Raw genomic sequence first — 23,185 nt, forward strand, 5'->3', positions numbered from 1 at the left:
TTATAGATAAAAACGTTCTCTAGCCCATATTTATAAGGGGCTTATAGCTATATATAAAATAGCATAAAAAGGTTTCCCCGATCTGTTTCACGCCGCTTCATCAGCACAGCCACGCAGGCTGCTAAGCTTCACGCATGTCTTCACTTCCTCGCTCATCCTCCGCCCGCGCCCATCGTATCAACATTGGCCTGCAAGGTGGTGGCTCGCACGGCGCCTTTACCTGGGGCGTGCTGGATGTGCTGCTGCAAGACACGCGCATCGACATCGAAGGCATCAGCGGCACCAGCGCCGGGGCCATGAACGCGGTGGCGCTAGCGCACGGTTTTGCCAAAGCGCAGGGAAAGACAGCGCTCCAGGCGCGTGAAGCGGCACGCGAGTCGCTGGCCGACTTCTGGAACGGTATCGTGTCCATGGGTGCGCTCGGCCAGGCGCAGCGCGCGCCGTTTGACCTGATGTTTGGCCTGGCGGGGATGGACAGCTCACCCACCGGGCCATGGGCCGACGCCATGGCCCGCGCCTGGTCCGGTTCGATGTCGCCCTACCAGGCAAACCCGTTGGACATCAACCCACTGAAAGACTTTGTCGAACGGCAGATCGATTTTGAGCGCCTGGCTGCGTTTGACGAACTGAAAGTGTTTGTGCTGGCCACCAAAGTCAGTACCGGTATGGCTGAAGTGTTTACCGGCCAGCGCGTCACTGCCAGCGCGGTGATGGCCTCGGCCTGTCTGCCGATGATGTTTCAGGCCGTGGAGATTGAGGGCGAGCATTACTGGGACGGCGGCTACTCGGGTAACCCGGCCATTCACCCGCTGATCTATGACTGCGACAGCCGTGACGTCCTGCTGGTGCAGATCAACCCGATCCACCGCGCCAAGCTGCCCACCAGCGCCGTCGAAATCATGGATCGCCTCAACGAGATCAACTTCAACGCCACCTTGATCGCCGAACTGCGCGCCATTGACTTTGTCAAACGCTTGCTGGTCATGGGCAAGCTTGACCCGACCCACTACAAAGATGTGCTGTTGCACCGCATTGATGGCGGTGCAGTGTTGGAGCAGTTGGGCGCTGCCACCAAGCTCAGCACCGACGCTCCGCTGATCAACGCCCTGCACGATCTGGGTCAAAGCCATGCACGGCAATGGCTGGCGCAAAGCGCGTGCGACCTGGGCGTGCGCAGCAGTATCAACATCGCCCAAGACTACTTGGACGCCCCGCGCTTGCCAGTGCGCCCGGAGCGCCGCAGCCGCGTGGGCTAAGTCCGGATTCACCCCATTCCCCTGTCCACACAACGAATGTGGGCTTTTTTTGCCCCAATGCAAAAAAAGTTTTAAAAAAGGGAACTTGACGTATGATCTGATTCGTGTTGCTTTTTTGATAGCAATACTTGGTTTGCGGTGAATGCCAGTTTCGCGTCTGCTCTAAGTCTTCAGGGGTTTGGTTGTTGCGGTCATGGACTCCATCGCGTTTTGAGTTATTTTGAGGAGTCCTTACATGGGCAACAAACTTTACGTCGGCAATCTGCCATATTCTTTCCGTGATGATGACCTGCAACAGGCGTTTTCCCAACACGGCTCCGTAACCAGCGCCAAAGTCATGATGGAACGTGACACCGGCCGCTCAAAAGGTTTCGGTTTCGTCGAAATGGGTAGCGATGCTGAAGCACAAACCGCCATCAACGCGATGAACGGTCAACAATTCGGTGGACGTGGCCTCGTGGTCAACGAAGCCCGTCCGATGGAACCGCGCCCCCCCCGCTCCGGTGGCGGTGGCTTTGGTGGTGGTAGTGGTGGTGGCGGCGGCGGCTACGGTGGTGGCGGTAGCCGCTCCGGTGGCGGTGGCGGTGGCGGCTACGGTGGTGGCAGCAGCGGTGGCGGCGGTTACGGCGGTGGCCGTAGCAGCTACTAAGCAATCGCTTGTCTGGCGCAGGCTTCTAGCCTGAAACGAAAAGGGTCCCTCGGGGCCCTTTTTGCTTTTTGACGATCGTCAAGAATCCGTCATACGTGGTTTGCGCGGTCGCCCGGCAAACACTTTGTCAAAAATACTGTTTGGTAACAAACGCAGCAGTTTGGCCACGACTCCCATCTGCCAGGGAATTACCCGGTAGCTGTCACCTGCGGCAATAGCCAGACAAGCTTTCTCGGCAAACACATTGGGCTGCATTAGAAACGGCATGTTGTAGCCATTGTTTTGTGTCAGCGGCGTGGCAATGTAGCCGGGGCAAAGCGTCACCACCTGCACACCACTGTTGCGCAACTCACCACGCAGGCTCTCACAATAACTGATAACTGCTGCCTTGCTGGCGCAATAGGCACCATGCCCAGGCAAGCCCCGGATACCGGCCACGCTGCCAATGCCCACCAGTTTGCCGGAGCCACGCGCGACCATGGCAGGGATAAATGGCCCGAGCGTGGCGGCGACACCCATCACGTTGGTGGCCAGAATAAGCGCCATCACCGGCAAGTCTTCGGGCAGGGCGGTATCCACGCCGATGCTGATGCCGGCGTTGGCAATCACCACGTCAGGCAGGCCTTGGTGTGTCATACAGTCTTGCGCCAGACGCTGCATAGCGGCAATATCGGACACGTCAGCGCTATAAATTTGGTATCTATCAGCGCTTATTCCAATTGGGTCAAGCCATGATTTGATCACAGACTCTCGGCGTGCCACCAAGGCCAGATGCCAGCCTTGTGCCGCGTAATGCAGCGCCAGCGCCTGGCCAATGCCACTGGAGGCACCGGTGATCATGACAAGCTTGCCCATGCTTTCTCAATCACGCCCGTTCAAGGCTTGTTGCCAGGAAACAGCACGCCCCTGACACGTCCCTGCATCTCGATGACCTGCTGCTGGTTGTCATAGTCCATGCTGTCGGCGGTGAACTGGTCTTGCCCACGCGTCAAGGTCACGGGCTGGTCGGAGCGCACGCGTTCAGTGTCAACGAGGGCATGCAACTGCTCGCCCTGAAAGCTCATGGCAGGCTGCGGCTTGCCTGCCGGGCTGACGGTGGCAGCGCGTAGCACCCGGGCGTCGCCGATCAATGTGACCTCTGAGGCGTCGGCGTTGGTCAGCGCCTGGCGAGCGGTGGCTGTGGTTAGGTGGCCTTGTTCGTCAAACGAGCGGATCACCACCTGGTCGATCTCCAGGGTGTCGGTGTCCGGGTAATGGCGCATCTCCCGACCCTTGACCTCGCTTTTAAGCTGCCCCTGGGCATCAAATGTTTTGACGGCAAACTCGCGCATGAAGTAATCCGGCTGATGTTGCGCCACCGCTGATGCGACCACTTCACTTTGTGACGGTGTGCTGCGCACCAGTAAGTAGCTGGCCATGGCCAGCGCGCCCATCAATAGCACTGGCAGGTAGAGTGTCAGGCGATCAAGCGCCCAGCGCAGGGTGTTCACTGCAGATACGCCTGCAACAGTTGGGCGTAGCGGCCGCTGGCAACCAACAAGAGGTCACACAGCTCACGCACCGCGCCCTCGCCGCCGCGTCTTTGCGTGATGTGGTGCGCTGCGGCCAGAACCTCGGCCTGGGCATTGACTGGCGCGCAGGCAAAAGCACAGCGCGTCATCACTGGCAGGTCCGGCCAGTCGTCGCCCATGGCAGCCGCCTGGGACCAGTCCAGGCCCAGTGCTTTGAGGGTGGCTTCGGCCGCCGGACGCTTGTCTTCGGTGCCGAAATGCGCATGCTCTACGCCCAGCGCCGCCAGCCGTACCCGCAAGGCGGGCGAGTCGCGCCCGGTGATTACTGCCGGGGTGATGCCAGCGCGCTGCAACAGCTTCAGGCCGTGGCCGTCCAGCGTGTTGAAGCGCTTGAGGGTTTCGCCCGCCTCGGAAAAGTATAGACCGCCATCGGTCAGCACGCCATCAACATCAAAAAACACCACGCGAACGGCTTGCGCCTGCAACAGCAGCTCGGGGGAGAAGTTCAAGACCGCTGCCATCAGATGACCTTGGCACGCATCAGGTCGTTGCTGTTGAGGGCGCCGCAGAGCTGCCCTTGGGCATCGAGCACCAGCACGCTGGTGATGCGGCGCAGCTCCATCAACTCCGCCGCTTCCACCGCCAGCGCGTCAACGCTAATGGTTTGCGGGTTGGGGTGCATCACCTGCTGTGCTGTGGCTTGGCGCAAATCAAATCCTTTTTCAATCAAACGGCGCAGGTCGCCGTCAGTGAAGACACCGCACACTTGGCCCGTACCGTCCACCACCGCCGCTGCACCCAGGCCTTTGGCACTCATTTCGCGCATCAGCTCGCTGAAGCCAGCTGTGGTCAGCACCTTGGGCACCTGATCACCACTGCGCATCACATCGCGCACGTGGGTGAGCAGCTTGCGACCCAGCGCACCACCGGGGTGCGAACGAGCAAAATCTTCGGCCTTGAAACCTCGCGCGTCCAGCAGGGCCACCGCCAACGCATCTCCCAAGGCCAACTGCGCAGTGGTGCTGGCAGTTGGCGCCAGATTGAGTGGGCAAGCTTCTTTTGCCACACCGCTGTTTAAAAATGCATCGGCGTGGCGTGCCAGCGTGGACGCCGGGTTGCCGGTCATGGCCAGCAGCGCAACACCCAGGCGCTTGATGATCGGGAGGATCACGTTGAGCTCATCAGACTCGCCGCTGTTGGAAATCGCCAGCACCACGTCTACCGGCTGGATCATGCCCAGGTCGCCATGGCTGGCCTCGGCGGGGTGGACAAACATGGCCGGCGTGCCGGTGGAGGCCAGCGTAGCGACAATTTTGCGACCAATATGGCCACTTTTGCCCATGCCCATCACCACCAAACGCCCCTGACTGGCCAGCACCAGGCGCACCGCCTTGACAAAATCTGCCCCCAAATGGTGCTGCAGGTTGAGTACCGCCGCGGCCTCCACCTTCAGGGTCTCTCGGGCCAGCAACAGGACGCGATCGGCGTCGAAAAATGACGCGGGGGTGGGCATGGAGTTCATCGCGGCATTTTATCGGCCACCACGCTTAGGGCGCGGCCCAATTGGTAGTATCCGGGGGTGAGCCCACTTGAATTAACCCTGATGTATTTGCTGGCCGCCGTCCTTGGGGTGGTGGCTTGCCGCAGCCTGAAATTGCCGCCGATGCTCGGCTATCTGGCCGTGGGCGTGGTGATTGGCCCGAACGCCCTGGCGGTGGCAAAAAATGCGGAAGGTGTGCGCCACCTTGGCGAGTTCGGCGTGGTTTTTTTGATGTTCGTAATCGGGCTGGAGTTCAATCTGCCCAAGTTGCGCACCATGCGCCAACATGTGTTCGGGCTGGGGCTGTCTCAGGTGACGCTGACCTTGTTGCTGACCACGGCAGCCAGCATGGCATTTGCGGTGCTGGCCCCCGCGCAGTGGGGCATGGACTGGAAAACCGCTCTGGCTCTGTCCAGCGCCATGGCCATGAGCAGCACCGCGATTGTCGTCAAGTTGATGTCAGAGCGCATCGAAATGGAGAGCGAACACGGCAAGCGGGTCATGGGTGTGCTGCTGTTTCAGGACTTGGCCGTGGTGCCGCTGCTGGTGCTGATTCCGGCGCTCAGCGCGCCACCCGAGCAAATGGCCGAAACCTTGTTGTGGGCGTCCATGAAAGCGGCTGCGCTCATCACCTTGTTGCTGGTGGGCGGCCCGCGCATCATGCGCTGGTGGCTGACTTTGGTGGCGCGGCGCAAGAGCGAGGAGCTGTTTGTGCTGAACCTGCTGCTGGTCACCCTGGGCTTGGCCTGGCTGACCGAATTGGCGGGCCTGAGCTTGGCGCTGGGTGCATTCATTGCCGGCATGCTGATTTCTGAAACCCAGTACAAGCACCAGGTGGAGACCGACATCCGGCCGTTTCACGATGTATTACTGGGCCTGTTTTTCATCAGCATCGGCATGATGCTGGACTGGCGGTTGGTGCTGGAGCGCTGGCCGCTGGTGCTGATTCTGGTCACCCTGCCGGTGCTGTTCAAAGCGGCCATGATCACCTTGATCACCAAAGGTTTTGGCGCGAGTGCGGGGGTGTCCCTGCGCACTGGTTTGTATCTGGCGCAGGCGGGCGAATTCGGCTTTGTGCTGCTGACCTTGGCGCAGAACAATAACCTGGTCCCCCCTGAACTGCTCAACCCGATCCTGGCCGCGATGGTTCTGTCGATGCTGGCCACGCCTTTCATCATCATGCACAGCTCGGCCATCGTGATGCGACTGGTCAGCAATGAGTGGCTGATGGAGTCCGTGCAAATGACCTCCATCGCGCGCAAATCGATCAAGGCCAACAAGCACGTGATCATCTGCGGTTATGGCCGCTGCGGCCAGAATCTGGCGCGCATTCTGGACAAGGAAAACATCGCCTACATGGCGCTTGACCTAGACCCCGACCGGGTTCGCCAGGCCGCTGCGGCAGGCGATTCGGTGGTGTTTGGTGACGCCGGGCGACTGCAGGCGCTGATGGCGGCTGGCTTGGCACGCGCCAGCGCAGTGGTCGTGACTTACCTGCAAACCGCTGGCGCCCTGAAAGTGCTGGCCAACATCCAGGAACACGCGCCGCACGTGCCGGTGGTCATCCGCACTCAGGACGACCATGATCTGGAACTGTTGCGAAAGGCCGGTGCCACCGAGGTGGTGCCCGAAACCATCGAGGGTTCGCTGGTGCTGGCCAGCCAAGCCCTGGCGCTGGTCGGTGTGCCAATGCGCCGGGTGATCCGCATCGTGCGCGAGCATCGCGACGCGCGCTACAGCTTGCTGCGCGGTTTTTTCCGGGGCGCCGATGATGGCGACGCGGATGAAACCGAGTTGGAACGGCTCAGCAGCATTCAGCTGCCGCCATACGCAAAAGCGATTGGCCGCACGATCGACGACTTGGCCCTGCACGCTTTAGGCACGCGGCTGGTCAGTATGCGCCGGGCAGCTGGCCAGAGCGTGACCTTGGGGGGCGACGTGCTGTTCATGGCCAGCGACACACTGGTGATCTCTGGCAAGGCCGACGCCATCGCCCAGACTGAACTCAGACTGATCAAAGGTTGATCTCGCCCAACCCAGGTTGGCTTGGCGGGCGGGCACAATAGCGGTTTCGTTTTCTACCGGCTGCCTCATGTACAACACCAGCGTCAACCATTACCTTCGCGACCACATCCGTACCGTGCAGGACTGGCCTGCGCCTGGCGTGGCGTTCCGTGACATCACCCCGCTGCTACAGGATGCCAAGGTTTTCCGCGTGCTGATTGACGCTTTTGTGCACCGCTACATGGACCCCGCGCTTCGCCCCGATGTGGTGGCCGGGCTGGATGCGCGCGGCTTCATCATTGGCTCGGTCATCGCTTATGAACTCGGCGTGGGATTTGTCCCGATCCGTAAAAGAGGCAAGCTGCCCTTCACGACCGTGGAAGAAACCTACGAGTTGGAGTACGGCAGTGCCACCGTAGAGGTGCACGTGGACGCGGTCAAAGCCGGCGATCGGGTGCTGCTGATTGACGATCTGATTGCCACCGGCGGCACCATGATGGCGGGCAAAAAGCTACTGGAAAAACTCGGTGCAGTGGTGATGGAAGGGGCCGCCATTGTTGACTTACCCGAGCTGGGCGGCTCAGCCAAGCTGCACAGCAGTGGTTTGCCGCTATTTACCCTGATTGATTTCGAGGGCCATTGAGAGGCCCAGGGCAAAGTCGCTCAGTCCAGGCCGCCAAATTGGGTGCGGCTCAGCGGCGAGGCCGCGTCATCGGGTTCGAGCAACTGGGTGTCTTCATAGCCAGGCTGCGGGGCCGGCTTGCGCGGCCCGGAAGTCACCACCCGGCCTGATTTCGCGGCTACTTGCTCTTCCGGCGTGGCATCCGAGATGGCACGCTTGAAGGCCATCACCTCATCGTTGTCAATCGGATCAAAGCCATGTCGGGCTTCACCTGCCACGACACCAGTCTCGACCACTTTCGCTGGCATGGCCTCGGCCACCACCGGCGCGCTGAAGGCTGCCGCGGCTTTAACCGTCTGGCCAGCCTGCGCAGGGAGCATCCGCCAATACACCGACTTGACCTGCAAATCGTGGCGCTGCGCGGCGGTCATGGTCATCAGTTGCTCTATCGGCAACCAACGCTCGGGCGAGAGAACATCCTCACCCAGCAAGTCGATCATCACCAAAAACTGGCGGCCCCGCGCATCGAGTGACAACACCTTGAATTTGTAGTGCGATGCTAGAACCTCACTGCGCAGCATGACGCTACGAACCACGTCATACAGATGCTCGCGGCGTTCATGGCGCTGATGCTTGAGATCGACCAGCGGGTCAACCGATGTTGGCGCAGGCACCGACTTGGGGGCCGCGCCCCTAAAGGCGTCAGCGGACAAGCCCGATGGGGCTGCTGGCGCAGGCTTGGAAAACAACCAACTGAATAAGGACATGGAGAACCTCTCAAACGGTCGAGCGAACAGGTCAGGACATTTTCGGCCAGTGCAGCCTTGCAGCTGCGGGTGAAACCCTATTTTCCGATACAAAAACTCGAAAAAATAACCCCCAGCAAATCGTCTGACGTGAACTCACCGGTGATCTGGTTGAGTGCATTTTGCGCCAGACGCAGCTCTTCGGCCAGTACATCGAGTGCCTGCGCCTGTTGCGCCAGATGCTGTGAGGCGACGGCCAGGTGATCTTGTGCCCGCCGCAACGCCGTCACATGGCGCGCGCGGGCCGTAAAAATACCCTCGGCACCGGGCTGCCAGCCCGCCAACTGCAGCAGCTGGTGGCGCAGCACGTCCAGTCCCACACCGGTTTTGGCCGACACCACCACCCCATGTTCTGGCACTTGGCTGGGTGCTGCATCGGCCTTGTTCCAGATATCCAGGATGGTGATGTTTTGAGGCAGTTTTTGGGTCATTGTCCTTGCTATTGCTGCGTCAGAAGCTATGTATTCCGTAGCATCCAGGCGCGTCAGATCATGCAGGAACAACACCGCATCCGCCTCAGCAATGGCGAGCCAGGCGCGCTCAATGCCGATTTTCTCCACCTCGTCATCACTCTCACGCAGCCCGGCGGTGTCGATCACATGCAGCGGCACGCCCTCGATTTGAATGGTTTGCTGCACCTTGTCGCGGGTGGTGCCCGGCACGGCGGTGACGATGGCCAGCTCGGCTCCGGCCAACGCGTTCAGCAGCGAGGACTTGCCTGCATTGGGCTGCCCGGCTAGCACCACCTTGATGCCTTCACGCAACAGTGCGCCCTGGCGCGCCTTCTGCAGCACCGCCAGCACACCCTGCTGCAGCTTCGAGAGCTGCCCAAGCGCATCGGCCTTGCGCAGGAAGTCAATTTCTTCCTCAGGAAAGTCCAGCGTGGCCTCCACCAGCATGCGTAGGTGGATCAGCGCGTCACGCAACTGGTGAATCTCTTGGGAAAACGCGCCACTGAGTGAGCGGCTGGCACTGCGCGCGGCCGCCTCGGTGCTGGCGTCGATCAGGTCAGCAATGGCCTCGGCCTGCGTCAGGTCGATCTTGTCGTTCAAAAACGCCCGCTCGGAAAACTCGCCCGGCAGCGCCAGCCGCAGGTGCGCCAGCGTGGGGCGAGCGTCGGCGAGTGTTTGCCCGGCAGCTTCCAGGCAGCGCGCCAGCAACAGCTGCAACACCACCGGACCCCCATGGGCTTGCAGCTCCAGCACGTCTTCACCGGTGAACGAATGTGGCGCGGGAAAGTACAGTGCCAGGCCATGGTCGATGGCCACGCCCTGCGCGTCCAAGAACCCGGTGTAGGTAGCTTCACGCGGGGTCAAAACCTTGTCGCACAGCGTGTGAATCAGAGCCTGCAGAGAGCGCCCGCTCACCCGCACAATGCCCACCGCGCCACGGCCGGGGGCGGTAGCAACGGCGACGATCGGATCTTGGTGGCGTGGCAAGGTCACAGGGAGCCTTTCTGGCTAAAACGCTGAACCCAACTTAGGCAAGAGCTGATTGCCAGTGGACGATTTCTATATGCTTTTTAGGCCTCTAGCCCTTGTGTATAAAGCGCTAGCAGCTACGTTTTTAAGAGTACCTGGGCATCACAGACTCGCACCCCCCATTTCGGAAGGAGAAAATGATCAAACCCCTTAAAACTTCGGAAAGTGAAACTTCGGCGGCACGCCCATGCGGGTATTGATGAACCACTGTTGGGCGATTGACAGCACGTTGTTGGTAATCCAGTACAGCACCAAGCCAGCCGGGAAGAAGAAGAACATGACGCTAAATGCCAGCGGCAAGAACCACATCATTTTGGCTTGCAGTGGGTCTGGCGGTGCCGGGTTCAGCGAGGTTTGCAGCACTGTGGTCAGGGCCATGACGACCGGCAGAATGAACAGCGGGTCTGGGCTTGAGAGGTCTTGGATCCAGCCCAGCCAAGGTGTGTTTCGCATTTCCACGCTGGACAGCAGCACCCAGTAGAGCGCAATAAACACCGGAATCTGGATCATGATCGGGAAGCAGCCACCCATCGGGTTGACCTTTTCCTCGCGGTAGATACGCATCATCTCCATCTGCATCTTCTGCGGGTCAGCCTTCAGGCGCTCGCGCATCTCGGTGATCTTCGGGTTTACCGCTTTCATCTTGGCCATGCTGGCATAAGCCTTGGCATTGAGCCAATAAAACGCGATCTTGAGCAGTACCACCAACGCGATGATCGACCAACCCCAGTTGCTGATCACGTTGTGCAATTGCACCAACAGCCAGTACAGCGGCTTGGCCAGGATGGTCAGCCAGCCGTAGTCCTTAACCAATTCCAGACCAGGCGCCAGGGATTCGAGAATCGTCTCCTCTTGGGGACCGGCAAACAGCGTGGTCTCCACGGTCTTGCGTGCGCCAGGTGCCAGTTCCTGCAGCGGCGCAATCATGCCCACCGAGTAAAGATTGGTGTCCACCGTGCGCAAGAACAGGTCGCGCTGGATGCCATCACCCAGCAGCCAGGCGCTGGCAAAGTAGTGCTGCACCATGGCCACATAACCATTGGTCGCAGACTTTTCGACATCGACCTTGTTCTTCTCGATGTCCTCAAAGCTGACTTTTTGGTACTTTTTGGCTTCGGTATAAACCGCTGGGCCGGTGAAGGTGAAGTAAAAGCTCGACTCGCCCGGCGGTTTGTTGCCGTCACGCACCAGTTGCAGGTATAGCTGCGGCACCACCGGCGTGTTGCCAACGTTGACCACCTCATGTTTGACCGTCATGGCATAACTGCCGCGTGTCAAGGTGTAGGTCTTGATCAGCTTGACGCCACCCACATCGGCTGACTCAAAACGCAGCTCCAGCGTCTGACTGCCGTCTTGTAGTTCGCGTTCCCCTGGCGCCAGCGTCATCACCGCCTTGTGGGTGGGCAAGGCCGGGCCGCCATTGGCGGCGATCAGACCCGACTGGGCCAGGTAAACGCGCTCTTTGCTGTCATCGAGCAACACAAAGTTGCGCGAACTGTCAGCCATGTCCACGTGTTTGAGGAATTCGGTGCGCACCACCGAACCACCTTCGGTGTCAAACGTGACCTTCAGCACATCGGTTTTCACGACCACCTGCTCATGCACCGCCGCAGCCATGCCGCTTTGCGGTGCGGCAGAGCCTGTCGCCTTGGCAATATCAGCGCTAGACGCTACCGCGGTGGCTTGTGGAATGGCACTGGGCACGCCGCTGGTGGACGGCGCAGCGCCAGAGGCAGCAACCACCGGCGTGGGCGAGGGGAAAAACGTTGTCTGGCGACCGTTGTAGACCTGCCATTGGTCCCACAGCATGACCAAAGACATGCCAAAAACCACCCACAGCATCGTGCGACGAATATCGTTCATGAAGACTTCTTTTCAGAGGAAGTTGAGATCAACCGGGTAAACACGCCACCTTGGTGACCTGAGCGCGCTGGCGGCACCGGGTCCAAGCCACCATCACACCAGGGGTGGCAGCGCCCAATGCGCCTGAGCGTTAAATAACTCCCTTTGCCAGCACCATGGGTCTGCAACGCCTGCAAAGCATAGGCCGAGCAAGTCGGCTCGAAGCGACAGGATGAGCCCAGTGCCGGGCTGACGAACAAGCGGTAACCCTTTACCAGCAGGATCAGCAGGCGCGCCATCATGAGCGGCCTCCAGCCAGTGGCTCGGGCGCAGGCGCCGCTCGCGCAAACAACTGCTGCAACTCACCGCGCACCGCTGCCTTCAGGGCGTCAGAGGTGGCGCTCACAAAGTGCTGACGATCAAACCCGCTGCGCAGGCGCACCACATGCGCCGCGTGCGCCAAAGAGGATTCAAATTCTTGACTCACGGTGTAGACCTGACGCTTGATGGTGTTGCGGGTGACCGCACGCCTAGCCCAGCGCTTGGGCACCATGGCGCCCAGCCAGACATCGTCGACGGCGAAAAGCGTCTGGGCTGGTTCCGCGCGGCTGGCATGCAGAGGCGCACGATGCAGGACAAAGTGAGGTGTTCGCGCCAAGATCGAGCCAGCCAATACCGCCTGAAATTGTGGGCGGCTCTTGAGACGCTGCAAAGTCAGGCCGTTTGAAGAAGGCTGATCAGCCGCTGGCCCATCCCGCTGGAATTAAACAGCCAGACGCTTGCGACCCTTGGCGCGACGAGCGTTAATCACAGCGCGGCCGCCACGGGTTTTCATGCGGACCAAAAAACCGTGTGTGCGGGCGCGACGAATTTTGGAGGGTTGGTATGTGCGTTTCATTTTGAAAATCCTAAGAGGCAAAAGCGGTTGAGCGCAGCGCAAGTCAGCGCGCGAACCCAATCTACTGGCGATCGGGCTTCTCCTGAAAACTTCAGGGAACCGCGGATTATCGCAAATTTTCTGGACCAGCATCTTGGCGCAGCAATGGTAATGACCTGTGAAGCCGTAAAGCACTGAAGATTCGGGGGTTGTCCCGGGTGTGGATAAGGTTTTGATAATTTAGAATATGAGGCACAACAATTTAAAACTATCCACACCAAGCTGACACCACATGACGCAGGGATCCCCCCACCGAACAGACCCCCCGGAAGTCCAGGGAACCCCCGATTTCTGGCAGACCTGTATCGACCAGTTGGCGCAGGAACTGCCCGAACAGCAGTTTCAGACCTGGATCAAGCCGTTGACAGCCCAGGTGTCTGACGATCTTTCCAAAGTCACCATTTTTGTTGCCAACCGCTTCAAGCTGGACTGGATCCGGGCGCAGTACAGCGCCCGCTTATCCTCTCTGATGGAGCGACTTACCGGGCAGCCTGTGGCTATAGAGTTGGCGTTGGCCGCCCGCGAAGCCACGCCCAGAGCGCCCATGGCTACAGCGGCTGTCAACGTACCCGGCCAGCCAAGTGCACCGAGCCAGGACAACGCCGCCAATGAGCCACTTAAAAACCGCCTGAATGCCGGCTTGACCTTTGACACATTGGTCGAGGGCAGCGCCAACCGCATGGCGCGCGCTGCCGCCATGCATGTAGCGGGTATGCCCGGCCATTTGTACAACCCGCTGTTTATTTATGGTGGAGTCGGCTTGGGTAAAACCCATTTGATGCACGCTGTGGGTAACCAGTTGATCAGCGAGCGTGCCAACGCCAAAGTGCTGTACATCCACGCCGAACAGTTTGTCACCGATGTGGTGAAGGCCTACCAGCGCAAGGCGTTTGATGAATTCAAGGAGCGTTATCACTCGCTAGACCTGCTGCTGATCGATGACGTGCAGTTTTTTGCCAACAAGGAGCGCACGCAGGAGGAGTTTTTCAACGCGTTTGAGGCGCTGCTGGCGCGCAAATCACACATCGTGATGACCAGCGACACCTACCCCAAGGGCCTGGCTGACATCCATGAGCGGCTGGTGTCTCGCTTTGATTCCGGCCTGACGGTAGCGATTGAGCCGCCCGAGCTGGAAATGCGCGTGGCCATTTTGATCAACAAGGCGCACGTTGAAGGCATTGTGATGCCCGAAGAAGTGGCATTTTTTGTTGCCAAGAACGTGCGCTCCAACGTGCGCGAGCTCGAAGGTGCGCTGCGTAAGATCCTGGCGTACTCGCGTTTCAACCAGAAAGAAATTTCGATCGCCTTGGCGCGTGAAGCGCTGCGCGATCTGCTGTCGATCCAAAACCGGCAAATCTCGGTGGAAAACATCCAGAAAACCGTGGCCGACTATTACAAGATCAAGATCGCCGACATGTATTCCAAGAAGCGCCCGGCCAGCATTGCCCGCCCGCGCCAGATTGCCATGTACCTGGCCAAGGAGCTCACGCAAAAAAGCTTGCCCGAAATTGGCGAGCTGTTTGGCGGGCGCGACCACACCACAGTGCTGCACGCGGTGAGAAAAATTGGCGGGGAACGTCAGCAGTTGACCGAACTCAACCAACAGTTGCATGTGCTTGAACAAACCCTCAAAGGCTGAGGCGAATGAGTGGGAAAATAGCCCTTGCCGTATCGACCCATCCATTGACCAGTGACCGGAAGAAGACAACATGATTGTGATCAAAGACACCCAAAGTAAAGTGCTCTCTGTGCTCCAGGCCGTCTCAGGCATTGTGGAGCGGCGTCATACGCTGCCGATTCTGGCCAACGTCATGATCCGCAAAACCGGAACCAGCGTGCAACTCACCACCAGCGACCTGGAAATCCAGATCCGCACCACCGCTGACCTGGGTGGCGACACCGGCGATTTCACCACCACCGTGGGCGCACGCAAGCTCATCGACATTTTGCGCAGCCTGCCAGCTGACCAGACGGTGTCGCTCGAATCCAGCGCGGCCAAGCTGATTCTCAAAGGCGGCAAAAGCAAGTTCACCCTGCAAACCATGCCCGCCGAAGATTTTCCGCTGGTGCAAGAGTCGGCCAACTTTGGGCCGGTGTTCAGCGTGCCGCAAAAGACCCTTAAAAATCTGCTAAGTCAGGTGTCGTTTGCCATGGCGGTGCACGACATCCGTTATTACCTCAACGGGATTTTGTTTGTGGCCGAGGGCAAACAACTCAGCCTGGTGGCCACCGACGGTCACCGTCTGGCCTTTGTCAGCGCCACGCTCGACGTGGAAGTTCCCAAGCAAGAAGTGATCTTGCCACGCAAGACCGTGCTGGAGTTGCAGCGCCTGCTGTCAGACGCTGAGGGTGCCATTGAGATGCAGTTTGCCAACAACCAGGCCAAGTTCAGCTTTGGCGGCATGGAATTTGTCACCAAGCTGGTGGAAGGCAAGTTTCCGGACTACAACCGTGTGATTCCGCGCAACCACCAAAACAGCATCATTCTGGGCCGCACCGCATTGTTGTCCACCCTGCAGCGCACCGCCATTCTGACCAGTGACAAATTCAAGGGGGTCCGCCTGAACATCGACCCTGGCACGCTTCGCGTGGCCGCCAACAACGCCGAGCAGGAAGAAGCGGTGGACGAGCTTGACATCGACTACAGCGGCGACAGCATCGAAATTGGCTTCAACGTCACTTACCTGATTGATGCTTTAAGCAACATGTCGCAAGAGATGATCAAGATCGAGCTCTCCGACGGCAACAGCTCCGCCCTGCTGACCATTCCCGAGAACGACCAATTCAAATATGTGGTGATGCCGATGCGTATTTAAGCCGCAAGCTGCAGCTGCACCCAAACAAACCCGCGACGAGCAATCCGTTCTTTGCGGGTTTGATGTTTCCAGACTTCCCCGAGTTAACCTGTCCAAGAGTGTGTCATGACCGAAGAAAACAAGCCCGTCCCCTCCATTGAACCGATCGGTAACGGCGTTCACACGGGTGAGAGCGCCTCCGACAGCTCCAATTTCCAGCCCACCATCGACGCGCACCAGGCCGGGGCGTCTGAGGCTTATGGTGAAGGTTCGATCCAGATCCTGGAAGGCCTGGAGGCGGTGCGCAAGCGCCCGGGCATGTACATCGGCGACACGTCCGACGGCACTGGCCTTCACCATCTGGTGTTTGAGGTGGTGGACAACTCGATTGACGAGTCGCTGGCGGGGCATTGCGACGACATTTTGGTCACCATCCACACCGACAACTCGGTGAGCGTGGTGGACAACGGCCGTGGCATTCCGACCGGCGTGAAGATGGACGATAAGCACGAGCCCAAGCGTAGTGCCGCCGAAATCGCGCTGACCGAGTTGCACGCGGGTGGCAAGTTCAACCAGAACAGCTACAAGGTTTCCGGCGGACTGCACGGCGTGGGCGTGAGTTGCGTGAATGCGCTGTCCAAAATGCTGCGCCTGACGATCCGGCGCGACGGCAAAGTGCATGTGATGGAATTCAGCAAGGGTTTTGTGCAAAACCGCATCATTGAGTCGGTGAACGGCGTTGACGTCTCGCCCATGAAGGTGATTGGCGAAACTGAAAAACGCGGCACCGAAGTGCACTTTTTGCCTGATCTGGAAATCTTCCAGACCAACACCGACTTCCATTACGAGATTTTGAGCAAGCGTTTGCGCGAACTCAGCTTTTTGAACCATGGCGTGCGCATTCGCCTGAAAGACGAGCGCACCGGCAAAGAAGACGACTTCTCAGGCGCAGGCGGCGTCAAAGGGTTTGTTAATTTCATCAACAAGGGCAAAACCATCCTCAACCCCAACATCTTCCACGCCACTGGCGACCGCCAGAGTGACCAGAACACCAACATTGGCGTCGAAGTGGCCATGCAGTGGAACAGCGGCTACAACGAACAGGTGCTGTGTTTCACCAACAACATCCCGCAGCGCGACGGCGGCACCCACCTGACCGGCCTGCGCGCCGCGATGACGCGCGTCATCAACAAATACATTGACGACACCGAAATCGCCAAAAAAGCCAAGGTCGAAGTCACCGGCGACGACATGCGCGAAGGCCTGTGCTGTGTGTTGTCGGTCAAAGTACCCGAGCCCAAGTTCAGCAGCCAGACCAAGGACAAGCTCGTCAGCAGTGAAGTGCGAGGCCCAGTGGAAGACATCGTCAGCAAACTGCTGTACGACTACCTGCAAGAGCGCCCGGCAGATGCCAAGATCATCGTCGGCAAGATCATCGAAGCCGCCCGCGCCCGCGAAGCGGCCCGCAAAGCGCGCGACATGACGCGCCGCAAAGGCGTGCTCGACGGCATGGGTCTGCCAGGCAAGCTGGCCGATTGCCAAGAAAAAGACCCGGCACTGTGCGAAATCTACATCGTGGAGGGCGACTCCGCCGGTGGCTCCGCCAAACAAGGCCGTGACCGCAAGTTCCAAGCCATCTTGCCGTTGCGCGGCAAGATTTTGAACGTAGAAAAAGCCCGCTACGAAAAACTGCTAACCAGCAACGAGATTCTGACGCTGATCACCGCCTTGGGCACCGGTATCGGCAAGGCAGGCGGAAGCACTGGCAGCGACGACTTTGACGTGGCCAAGCTGCGCTACCACCGCATCATCATCATGACCGATGCCGACGTCGACGGCGCGCACATCCGCACCCTGCTGCTGACCTTCTTTTACCGCCAGATGCCCGAACTGGTGGAGCGCGGCCACATCTACATTGCCCAGCCACCGCTGTACAAGGTCAAGGCCGGGCGCGAAGAACTGTATTTGCAAGGCGCCACCGATCTGGATAACTTCCTGCTGCGCATTGCGCTGGTTAATGCCACAGTTCACACCGGTGGTGAAAACGGCACCACCTTGACCGGCGACACGCTCACAGAATTAGCGAGAAAACACCAGCTAGCCCAAGCGGTGATTGCGCGTCTAGCTCACTTTTTAGATGTATCCGCGTTGCGTGCTGTGGCCGATGGCGTGGCGCTGAATCTGGACACTGTGGCCGATGCTGAAGCCTCTGCCGCCGCTTTGCAGGCTTTCTTGCCCGACGCCGAAGTGGCTGGCGAATTTGATGTGCGCACCGATAAACCCATTTTGCGCATCAGCCGCCGCCTGCACGGCAACATCAAGAGCAGCGTGCTGACCCAAGACTTTGTGCATGGCGCCGACTACGCCGCGCTGGCCGAGGCCGCCAAAACCTTCAAGGGCCTGCTGGCCACTGGCGCACGTGTCACACGCGGCGAGGGCGAGCGACAAAAAGAGCAAAAAGTGGGCGACTTCCGCGAAGCCATGGCTTGGCTGATTGCCGAAGCCGAGCGCAGCAGCAGCCGCCAGCGCTACAAAGGGCTGGGCGAAATGAACCCCGAACAACTCTGGGAAACCACCATGGACCCCACCGTGCGCACCCTGCTGCGCGTGCAGGTTGACGACGCCATCGAGGCCGACAAAGTCTTCACCATGCTGATGGGCGACGAGGTAGAGCCCCGGCGCGAGTTCATTGAGACCAATGCCTTGCAGGCGGGCAATATCGATATTTGACCCTTTGGTCGAAAGAGCCCATCACCTCAAAAAACTGAGGCGGTACGGGTAAACCGGTGGCCGGTTCGGCTCGCGCTCAGGCGGTGTAAGGCAACAGCGCCTTCGCCGCGTCAATGCGCAAGGGCAGCTCGACAGCTTCATCGTTCATCACTTTGAGCAGAAAACGTTGGGCGTCCAGCGCAGCCCCACCCACGATAACGCTGCCTTTCGTAGCAGGGCTTGTTGCCGGGGCCAGCTTGACGGGCACCACAAACGGCTGCAGCACACTTAATGCTGCCTCCCATGCCGCAGGCTGGATGCTTTGCAGGCGGCACAACAGATCAGCCTGCCCATCCACATTGGGTTGGCGGTCCAGCCAAGGGCCATCGGCAAAAATAGACGCCAAATCCGGGGCCACAAAAGCCGACCAATGGCCCGTGGCCTCTTGCAGCGCTGGCACCATTTGCCCAGGTGTTGAGGGCAGCAAAGGCATCAGACGCACCCGCTGCGGGGCCACGTCCCCAAGATAGCGCAGGCGCAAAGCCTCGAAAAACACCTGCGCCTGCGCCACGGGCACCGACGCTGCGAGTGAGAACCAAAGCTGGTAAGCATCAACACCTGAGACGGCAATGGCCGCGGCTGGTAGCGCCAGATCAGCCTGCACGCCCTGCCACACCGCGGCAAGCGCGGCCCAGTCAGCGGGGTGGGCCAGCGCCAGCACCATGGCGCGCACCTGTTCACCGGCACCGTCATCGCCACCGTGCGGCAGGTAAAGGCGGTGCAACTCAGATTGCAAGCGGTTCATGGTGGGGGCGGTGCGGGCGTCATCAGGCATGCGCGACTCTACCCCAGTCAATCCGACTGCACGCTCAGCTCCAGCCGCTTCAGATCAAACCCCCGGTTGGCGAGCCGCGCCAGCAAAGCGTCATAAGCTGCAGGCGCCACTTTGGCGGTGCGCGACAAAACCCACAGGTAGTCGCGCTTGGGCTCGCTCACCGCCACCAGCTGATAGGCCGGGTCCAGATCAATCACCCAATAGTCGCCCCAAACCGCCGCAATGAACGACAACCAGGCCGGCGCAAACCGCACCTCCAGCTTGGCAGACTGCGCGTCTCCCAACTGCCGCACGGCACCAACCGCCTCGTCGATCTCACCGTCTGCCAGGCGGCAACGGTTGATAACCTGCACCCGGCCATCGGGCTGCTGGCTGTAGTTGGCCCGCGTGTCGGCCACGCATTTTTTCTGAAAACTGTTCGGGTACTTGGCAATCTCGTACCAGGTGCCCATGTAACGCGGCACATCCAGACTGGCGATAGGCGTCAGGGCAGGCACAGCGGGCGGCGCACCGTCTGCGCCATGGACGAACCCTGCGCTAAGGGCGAGGAGGATGGTGTAGATGGCTTTCATGGATTGGCTCTCGGTAGTGTGGGGCGGTGACTGGCAAGGCGTTTCAGGCCGCAACTGATGCTACCAGCGCCTCGGCGAGTTGGGCTTGGGCGGTCTGGCTGGTGGCCAAGCGCTGGCGCAAGTCTCAGTTGGATTTGAACTCGACCGTCGCCTGCTCACATGGCTGATGCAACAGCCCATCCAAAACAACTATCAACGCGTCTTCACTCCTGTCTTCTCCTTGTTGACCATCATTGCTACTGTCTAGGCAACACTACCGCTGCTGTCTTGGCGCATGCTGTCTTGGATGAATTTGATGACGCTTGAGAGGTTGGATATGACGATATTCTTTTATATAAGAAATAGGGCTCTAGCCCTTATGGTATAAGCGCAAGCCACTATGAATGTAGTAGCTAACCCGATGGCTGCGCAAGGGTCTATTCCTCCAGCCAGTCGAACTGTCGGGCCACAGGCGGCCAGGTCCCGGCCTGCGCGCGCTCGGTAAACCAGCGCAGCATGGCAGCGTCTTCTACGGCGTATTCGCTGCGGGCGGATTTCCAAATCAGACTGGGTTGGTGGGCGCGCAGGCCCTCTAGGGCTTTTTGCGCCTTGGCAACGCTGACCTTGGCGCCTGTTTTGTCGTTGTAGAACTGCAGGGCATCGGCGTCGTAGGGCCGAAAGCGTGTGCCTAGCGCCAGCATGCGCCAGAGTACCGCTTGCTCCAGCGGCCTCAAAGCCGTGTAGTCACTCTCCATTTGGGCCTCGTCGTTGCGCAGTTGCTCTGCCGCTTTGGTGAGCATGGCTTCTTCAAACCGGCCTGTGTGGCTGGCCAATGGACTCAGCACTTGGCCGAGAGCTTCCATAAAAAATTGGGGGCGTTGGCCAAACAAAGCAAAGGCATCCGACAAGGTGGCCTGATTCACTGCGCCCAGATCGGGGCGCTGGCGGATGATGAGGTCGGCAATATGCGCCACAAAGTTCGGGCCCAACTCGGGCATGCGTTGAATCTGCGAACCATAGAACGGCGCAGCATGGGTGTTGACCAGGCGCAGCAACTTGTCGCGGTCGGAGCCTGACGTCACCAGCATGAGTTTGATTTGGCCAGGCCGATTGAGCTGGTCGCGAGCAGACTTGAGAGCCGCCATGGCGGTCTCGCCTGCGTTGCTGGTCAAGGCGTGCTGCGCCTCGTCAATGATCAGCGCCACCGGACTTTTGGCCGCTTCGACCAGGGCACGCAAGGCGTCGGCCAAAGTGGCACCATCGACACGGCCAATTTTCGAGGTGTCGATTTTGATGCCCCCGACGCTGGTACTTTCCAGCCCGACGGACTTCGCGGTTTTGGCCACTACGCCCAGTTGCTTGATGAGGGCACGGCCCACCGCCTGGGCAATCAGACTGCCTGGGTCACGTTGTTGATCAGCCCACAGATCGACATACACCACCACCACCTGCCGTCGTGTGAGCTCGGGCATGAGATCAGACTGCAAGAAGGTGGATTTGCCAGTGCGCCGGGGAGCCGCCAGAAAAAGGCCATTGGGCGCATCAGTGAACGCCGCTTTGCCTTGCAAGGCATCCGCCATGGTGGCGGCGAGATGGGTTCGCGGGTAGTACAGCATGAACTATCCTTAAATATCTTAATTTGGATAGTTTATCTTTTTGTTGATAAATTAAGATAATTTCAACGAATGGCTTTGCGGGGTGCATACAAAGCACGCTCCAGAGATTGCAGGGCGCGCAAATACTGGCTGCGCCCGCCAAAGCTCAGAATGAGTTCACTGGCGCTGCCCATGTGGGTGAAGGGCTGCACTTTAAGCACTTCATCGCTCTCAATCGTGGTGATGCCTTCGTTGGCGTATTTGTCCAGTAGCGCCTCCATGACCTTGCGGGCCACTGGGCCGTACTCGGTGAAGATGTTGCGCTTTTTGACACGGCTGGCGCTTGCGCCGGGTCAGCAGTGGCTGGTTGTAGGCGACGTGTAGCAATAGGTCGAACAGGTTTAGCTCTGTCAGGCCAGCCTGTGTCGCTTCTTCGGCCAGCGCTTCAATCAACACGCCCTGGTTTTCCAGTTCTTGCAGCAGCACCGCCTTGCGTTCAGCGTCATTCCAGGCTTGCAGGGACTGGTCGAGCGAGTCAAAGCGCTTGAACGAGTTAATGCGGGTGTCGTCGCGCAGGCTCTCGGTGATGAGCTTGCCTTGGGCGGTGAGGTACTGCACCCGTTCACGCGCCACCGCGACGATGACTATGCCGCCGACGATGTATTTCTTGGGCGCCTGTGCGTCGCCACTCCCGTTGCCAAAGGGTCCGAGCGGGTTTTCGGGGTCAAACGGGTTGTTTGGGTCGCCGGGCTGGCCGGATGGGTCTAGCGACTCGTCGGGTGGCGCCACAGGCTGGTCGCCTACCGGCTCGTAAATTTGCACCGGCTCGCCGTCAAACGTGGGGTCGGCAAAGAGTTCGGTGGCGCGCTTGAAGTCAAGAATGGTGAACCAGGTTTTACCCATTTGTTCGTTGATGCGCGTGCCGCGGCCAATGATCTGCTTGAACAGGGTCATGGACCGGATGTTTTGGTCCAGCACGATGAGCTTGCAGGTCTGGGCGTCCGCCCCGGTGCTCATGAGTTTGGAGGTGGTGGCGATGACTGGGTAGGTTTTCTCGGGGTCAATGAAGGTGTCGAGTTCGCGCTTGCCCTGCGTGTTGTCACCGGTGATTTGCACCATATATTTTGGGTTGGCGGCGCAAATGTCGGCGTTGGCATTGCTAAGGGCCTGGCGCATGCGGGCGGCGTGGTCAATGTCTTCGCAAAACACAATGGTTTTGGCGTAACGGTCGGTGGCCTTGAGGTACTCGGTAATTTTGCGGGCCACAGTGTCCTCACGGCTTTCCTGCACCAGCTTGCGGTTCATGTCGGTGGTGTTGTAGATGCGGTCTTCAATGACGTGGCCATGCTTGCCGATCATGCCCGCCGTGGGGCGCCAGCCAAACGTGTCTTTGTCCAAATCCACCCGCACCACTTTATAGGGTGCCAGGTAGCCGTCTTCAATGCCTTGCTTGAGGCTGTAGGTGTAGAGCGGCGCGCCGAAGTAGTCGCTGTTGAAGATGTCTTTCGTTTCCTTGGGCGTGGCGGTCAGGCCCACCTGCGTGGCGCTGGAGAAATAGGTCACGGCCAGAAACAGGATGCGCTACTTGGCCTTGCTCTTGCACAGCCGCCAGATGTTCTGAAACGCGGTGTAGGTTTTGCCAGTGCTGGTGGCCATGACCAGCAGCACGCGGTTTTGGCCAGTGGCAATGGCCTCGACCGAGCGGTTGATAGCGTTGAGCTGGTAATAGCGCGGCGTTTTGCTGGCTGAGTAATCCTATGCGGCGACCTGGCGCACCGCTGGCGTCCAGCCTTTGCAGGCACAGTATTTGTCCCACAGCTCGGTGGGCGACGGACACGCACCAGCGCCCATAGCGTGCTGGTTGTCTTTGGCCTCAATCACCGCCAACGGGATATTGGGCTTGTAAAACAAAGCGTAGTCGGCCCGCAGAACGGTGGATTTGTCGCGCTGGGCGTTTTTGCCACGCACCACCCGGCCTGCACCAGCTCGCAACGGATGAACTTCTCGCAGATGTTGCTTTCGGACAAATTTTTCTTATGCATCCGCCACCTT

General features: G+C 59.4%; 19 protein-coding genes and 2 pseudogenes. 7 read left to right on the top strand and 14 right to left on the bottom strand.

The features are described 5' to 3' along the window. Positions 1 to 134: 134 nt before the first annotated feature. The gene (locus tag BLL52_RS04725) at positions 135 to 1,256 is read left to right on the top strand and encodes a patatin-like phospholipase family protein (RefSeq protein WP_075585529.1); all 1,122 of its coding nucleotides are present in this window, start codon (positions 135 to 137) and stop codon (positions 1,254 to 1,256) included. A 235-nt stretch (positions 1,257 to 1,491) separates the two neighbouring features. Further along, positions 1,492 to 1,896, top strand: a pseudogene (locus tag BLL52_RS04730) (RNA recognition motif domain-containing protein); the annotation flags it as partial. 87 nt (positions 1,897 to 1,983) lie between these two features. On the opposite strand, the gene BLL52_RS04735 reads toward BLL52_RS04730, so the two are convergent. From BLL52_RS04735 to BLL52_RS04750, 4 genes are read right to left on the bottom strand one after another with little or no spacing between them, the layout of a single operon-like run. Beyond that, positions 1,984 to 2,760, bottom strand: a complete 777-nt coding sequence (locus BLL52_RS04735; RefSeq protein WP_075585531.1) for an SDR family oxidoreductase — start codon at positions 2,758 to 2,760, stop codon at positions 1,984 to 1,986. Positions 2,761 to 2,780: 20 nt separating this feature from the next. After that, a complete protein-coding gene (gene lptC / locus BLL52_RS04740; protein WP_274534888.1) occupies positions 2,781 to 3,395 on the bottom strand; it encodes an LPS export ABC transporter periplasmic protein LptC in 615 nt (204 codons plus the stop codon). After that, positions 3,392 to 3,937, bottom strand: coding sequence for a KdsC family phosphatase (locus tag BLL52_RS04745; protein ID WP_083633785.1), 546 nt, complete (start codon positions 3,935 to 3,937; stop codon positions 3,392 to 3,394). The genes lptC and BLL52_RS04745 overlap by 4 nt, the downstream gene beginning before the upstream one ends. Beyond that, positions 3,937 to 4,938 carry a KpsF/GutQ family sugar-phosphate isomerase gene (locus tag BLL52_RS04750; protein WP_075585533.1) on the bottom strand — a complete coding sequence of 334 codons (1,002 nt, stop codon included), beginning with the start codon at positions 4,936 to 4,938 and terminating at the stop codon, positions 3,937 to 3,939. Before BLL52_RS04750 ends, BLL52_RS04745 begins: the two co-directional genes overlap by 1 nt. A gap of 57 nt (positions 4,939 to 4,995) precedes the next feature. On the opposite strand from BLL52_RS04750, the gene BLL52_RS04755 reads away from it, so the two are divergent. Together BLL52_RS04755 and BLL52_RS04760 are read left to right on the top strand one after the other, a co-directional pair. Further along, the gene (locus tag BLL52_RS04755) at positions 4,996 to 6,981 is read left to right on the top strand and encodes a monovalent cation:proton antiporter family protein (RefSeq protein WP_075585534.1); all 1,986 of its coding nucleotides are present in this window, start codon (positions 4,996 to 4,998) and stop codon (positions 6,979 to 6,981) included. Positions 6,982 to 7,048: 67 nt separating this feature from the next. Continuing rightward, positions 7,049 to 7,603 (top strand): adenine phosphoribosyltransferase, encoded by a 555-nt coding sequence (locus tag BLL52_RS04760; RefSeq protein ID WP_075585535.1) that lies wholly within the window; start codon positions 7,049 to 7,051, stop codon positions 7,601 to 7,603. Positions 7,604 to 7,623: 20 nt separating this feature from the next. On the opposite strand, the gene BLL52_RS04765 is transcribed toward BLL52_RS04760, so the two are convergent. The 6 genes from BLL52_RS04765 to rpmH all read right to left on the bottom strand — a co-directional run bounded on the left by BLL52_RS04765 (position 7,624) and on the right by rpmH (position 12,609). Beyond that, positions 7,624 to 8,349 carry a hypothetical protein gene (locus BLL52_RS04765; protein WP_075585536.1) on the bottom strand — a complete coding sequence of 242 codons (726 nt, stop codon included), beginning with the start codon at positions 8,347 to 8,349 and terminating at the stop codon, positions 7,624 to 7,626. Positions 8,350 to 8,426: 77 nt separating this feature from the next. Beyond that, a complete protein-coding gene (gene mnmE, locus BLL52_RS04770) occupies positions 8,427 to 9,833 on the bottom strand; it encodes a tRNA uridine-5-carboxymethylaminomethyl(34) synthesis GTPase MnmE (protein ID WP_420852614.1) in 1,407 nt (468 codons plus the stop codon). Positions 9,834 to 10,019: 186 nt separating this feature from the next. Continuing rightward, positions 10,020 to 11,732 carry a membrane protein insertase YidC gene (yidC, locus tag BLL52_RS04775; RefSeq protein ID WP_075585537.1) on the bottom strand — a complete coding sequence of 571 codons (1,713 nt, stop codon included), beginning with the start codon at positions 11,730 to 11,732 and terminating at the stop codon, positions 10,020 to 10,022. After that, complete coding sequence (yidD, locus tag BLL52_RS04780) at positions 11,729 to 12,013, bottom strand: membrane protein insertion efficiency factor YidD (protein WP_075585538.1); 285 nt, start codon at positions 12,011 to 12,013, stop codon at positions 11,729 to 11,731. Before yidD ends, yidC begins: the two co-directional genes overlap by 4 nt. After that, positions 12,010 to 12,423: a ribonuclease P protein component gene (locus BLL52_RS04785; RefSeq protein WP_075585539.1), complete on the bottom strand. Its 414-nt coding sequence runs from the start codon at positions 12,421 to 12,423 to the stop codon at positions 12,010 to 12,012. The genes yidD and BLL52_RS04785 overlap by 4 nt, the downstream gene beginning before the upstream one ends. Positions 12,424 to 12,474: 51 nt before the next feature. Beyond that, positions 12,475 to 12,609 carry a 50S ribosomal protein L34 gene (gene rpmH / locus BLL52_RS04790; protein WP_006299042.1) on the bottom strand — a complete coding sequence of 45 codons (135 nt, stop codon included), beginning with the start codon at positions 12,607 to 12,609 and terminating at the stop codon, positions 12,475 to 12,477. A 271-nt stretch (positions 12,610 to 12,880) separates the two neighbouring features. On the opposite strand from rpmH, the gene dnaA reads away from it, so the two are divergent. From dnaA to gyrB, 3 genes are all read left to right on the top strand, one after another. After that, positions 12,881 to 14,287 (top strand): chromosomal replication initiator protein DnaA, encoded by a 1,407-nt coding sequence (gene dnaA / locus BLL52_RS04795; protein WP_075585540.1) that lies wholly within the window; start codon positions 12,881 to 12,883, stop codon positions 14,285 to 14,287. A 70-nt stretch (positions 14,288 to 14,357) separates the two neighbouring features. Beyond that, positions 14,358 to 15,464: a DNA polymerase III subunit beta gene (gene dnaN / locus BLL52_RS04800; RefSeq protein ID WP_075585541.1), complete on the top strand. Its 1,107-nt coding sequence runs from the start codon at positions 14,358 to 14,360 to the stop codon at positions 15,462 to 15,464. Positions 15,465 to 15,569: 105 nt separating this feature from the next. After that, complete coding sequence (gene gyrB / locus BLL52_RS04805) at positions 15,570 to 18,173, top strand: DNA topoisomerase (ATP-hydrolyzing) subunit B (RefSeq protein WP_075585542.1); 2,604 nt, start codon at positions 15,570 to 15,572, stop codon at positions 18,171 to 18,173. A 76-nt stretch (positions 18,174 to 18,249) separates the two neighbouring features. Here gyrB and BLL52_RS04810 read toward each other — a convergent pair whose 3' ends face one another. The 4 genes and pseudogenes from BLL52_RS04810 to hsdR all read right to left on the bottom strand — a co-directional run bounded on the left by BLL52_RS04810 (position 18,250) and on the right by hsdR (position 23,175). Then, complete coding sequence (locus BLL52_RS04810) at positions 18,250 to 18,987, bottom strand: hypothetical protein (protein WP_083633786.1); 738 nt, start codon at positions 18,985 to 18,987, stop codon at positions 18,250 to 18,252. 17 nt (positions 18,988 to 19,004) lie between these two features. Continuing rightward, positions 19,005 to 19,559, bottom strand: a complete 555-nt coding sequence (locus BLL52_RS04815) for a lipocalin family protein (RefSeq protein WP_075585543.1) — start codon at positions 19,557 to 19,559, stop codon at positions 19,005 to 19,007. 416 nt (positions 19,560 to 19,975) lie between these two features. Next, positions 19,976 to 21,154 carry an AAA family ATPase gene (locus tag BLL52_RS04820; protein ID WP_075585544.1) on the bottom strand — a complete coding sequence of 393 codons (1,179 nt, stop codon included), beginning with the start codon at positions 21,152 to 21,154 and terminating at the stop codon, positions 19,976 to 19,978. A 62-nt stretch (positions 21,155 to 21,216) separates the two neighbouring features. Continuing rightward, a pseudogene (hsdR, locus tag BLL52_RS04825) lies at positions 21,217 to 23,175 on the bottom strand (EcoAI/FtnUII family type I restriction enzme subunit R). Positions 23,176 to 23,185 lie beyond the last annotated feature (10 nt).

This window comes from Rhodoferax antarcticus ANT.BR (genome assembly GCF_001938565.1).
Taxonomy (GTDB): Bacteria; Pseudomonadota; Gammaproteobacteria; order Burkholderiales; family Burkholderiaceae_C; genus Rhodoferax; species Rhodoferax antarcticus.

What these genes read in the sequence shown, in the direction of transcription:
- yidD (WP_075585538.1), bottom strand. Translation starts at nt 12,013, where the DNA reads ATGATGGCGCGCCTGCTGATCCTGCTGGTAAAGGGTTACCGCTTGTTC.
- gyrB (WP_075585542.1), top strand. Translation starts at nt 15,570, where the DNA reads ATGACCGAAGAAAACAAGCCCGTCCCCTCCATTGAACCGATCGGTAAC.
- BLL52_RS04725 (WP_075585529.1), top strand. Translation starts at nt 135, where the DNA reads ATGTCTTCACTTCCTCGCTCATCCTCCGCCCGCGCCCATCGTATCAAC.
- BLL52_RS04750 (WP_075585533.1), bottom strand. Translation starts at nt 4,938, where the DNA reads ATGAACTCCATGCCCACCCCCGCGTCATTTTTCGACGCCGATCGCGTC.
- BLL52_RS04765 (WP_075585536.1), bottom strand. Translation starts at nt 8,349, where the DNA reads ATGTCCTTATTCAGTTGGTTGTTTTCCAAGCCTGCGCCAGCAGCCCCA.
- BLL52_RS04760 (WP_075585535.1), top strand. Translation starts at nt 7,049, where the DNA reads ATGTACAACACCAGCGTCAACCATTACCTTCGCGACCACATCCGTACC.
- dnaN (WP_075585541.1), top strand. Translation starts at nt 14,358, where the DNA reads ATGATTGTGATCAAAGACACCCAAAGTAAAGTGCTCTCTGTGCTCCAG.
- BLL52_RS04745 (WP_083633785.1), bottom strand. Translation starts at nt 3,937, where the DNA reads ATGGCAGCGGTCTTGAACTTCTCCCCCGAGCTGCTGTTGCAGGCGCAA.
- BLL52_RS04815 (WP_075585543.1), bottom strand. Translation starts at nt 19,559, where the DNA reads ATGAAAGCCATCTACACCATCCTCCTCGCCCTTAGCGCAGGGTTCGTC.
- dnaA (WP_075585540.1), top strand. Translation starts at nt 12,881, where the DNA reads ATGACGCAGGGATCCCCCCACCGAACAGACCCCCCGGAAGTCCAGGGA.
- rpmH (WP_006299042.1), bottom strand. Translation starts at nt 12,609, where the DNA reads ATGAAACGCACATACCAACCCTCCAAAATTCGTCGCGCCCGCACACAC.
- BLL52_RS04735 (WP_075585531.1), bottom strand. Translation starts at nt 2,760, where the DNA reads ATGGGCAAGCTTGTCATGATCACCGGTGCCTCCAGTGGCATTGGCCAG.
- BLL52_RS04810 (WP_083633786.1), bottom strand. Translation starts at nt 18,987, where the DNA reads ATGCCTGATGACGCCCGCACCGCCCCCACCATGAACCGCTTGCAATCT.
- yidC (WP_075585537.1), bottom strand. Translation starts at nt 11,732, where the DNA reads ATGAACGATATTCGTCGCACGATGCTGTGGGTGGTTTTTGGCATGTCT.
- BLL52_RS04820 (WP_075585544.1), bottom strand. Translation starts at nt 21,154, where the DNA reads ATGCTGTACTACCCGCGAACCCATCTCGCCGCCACCATGGCGGATGCC.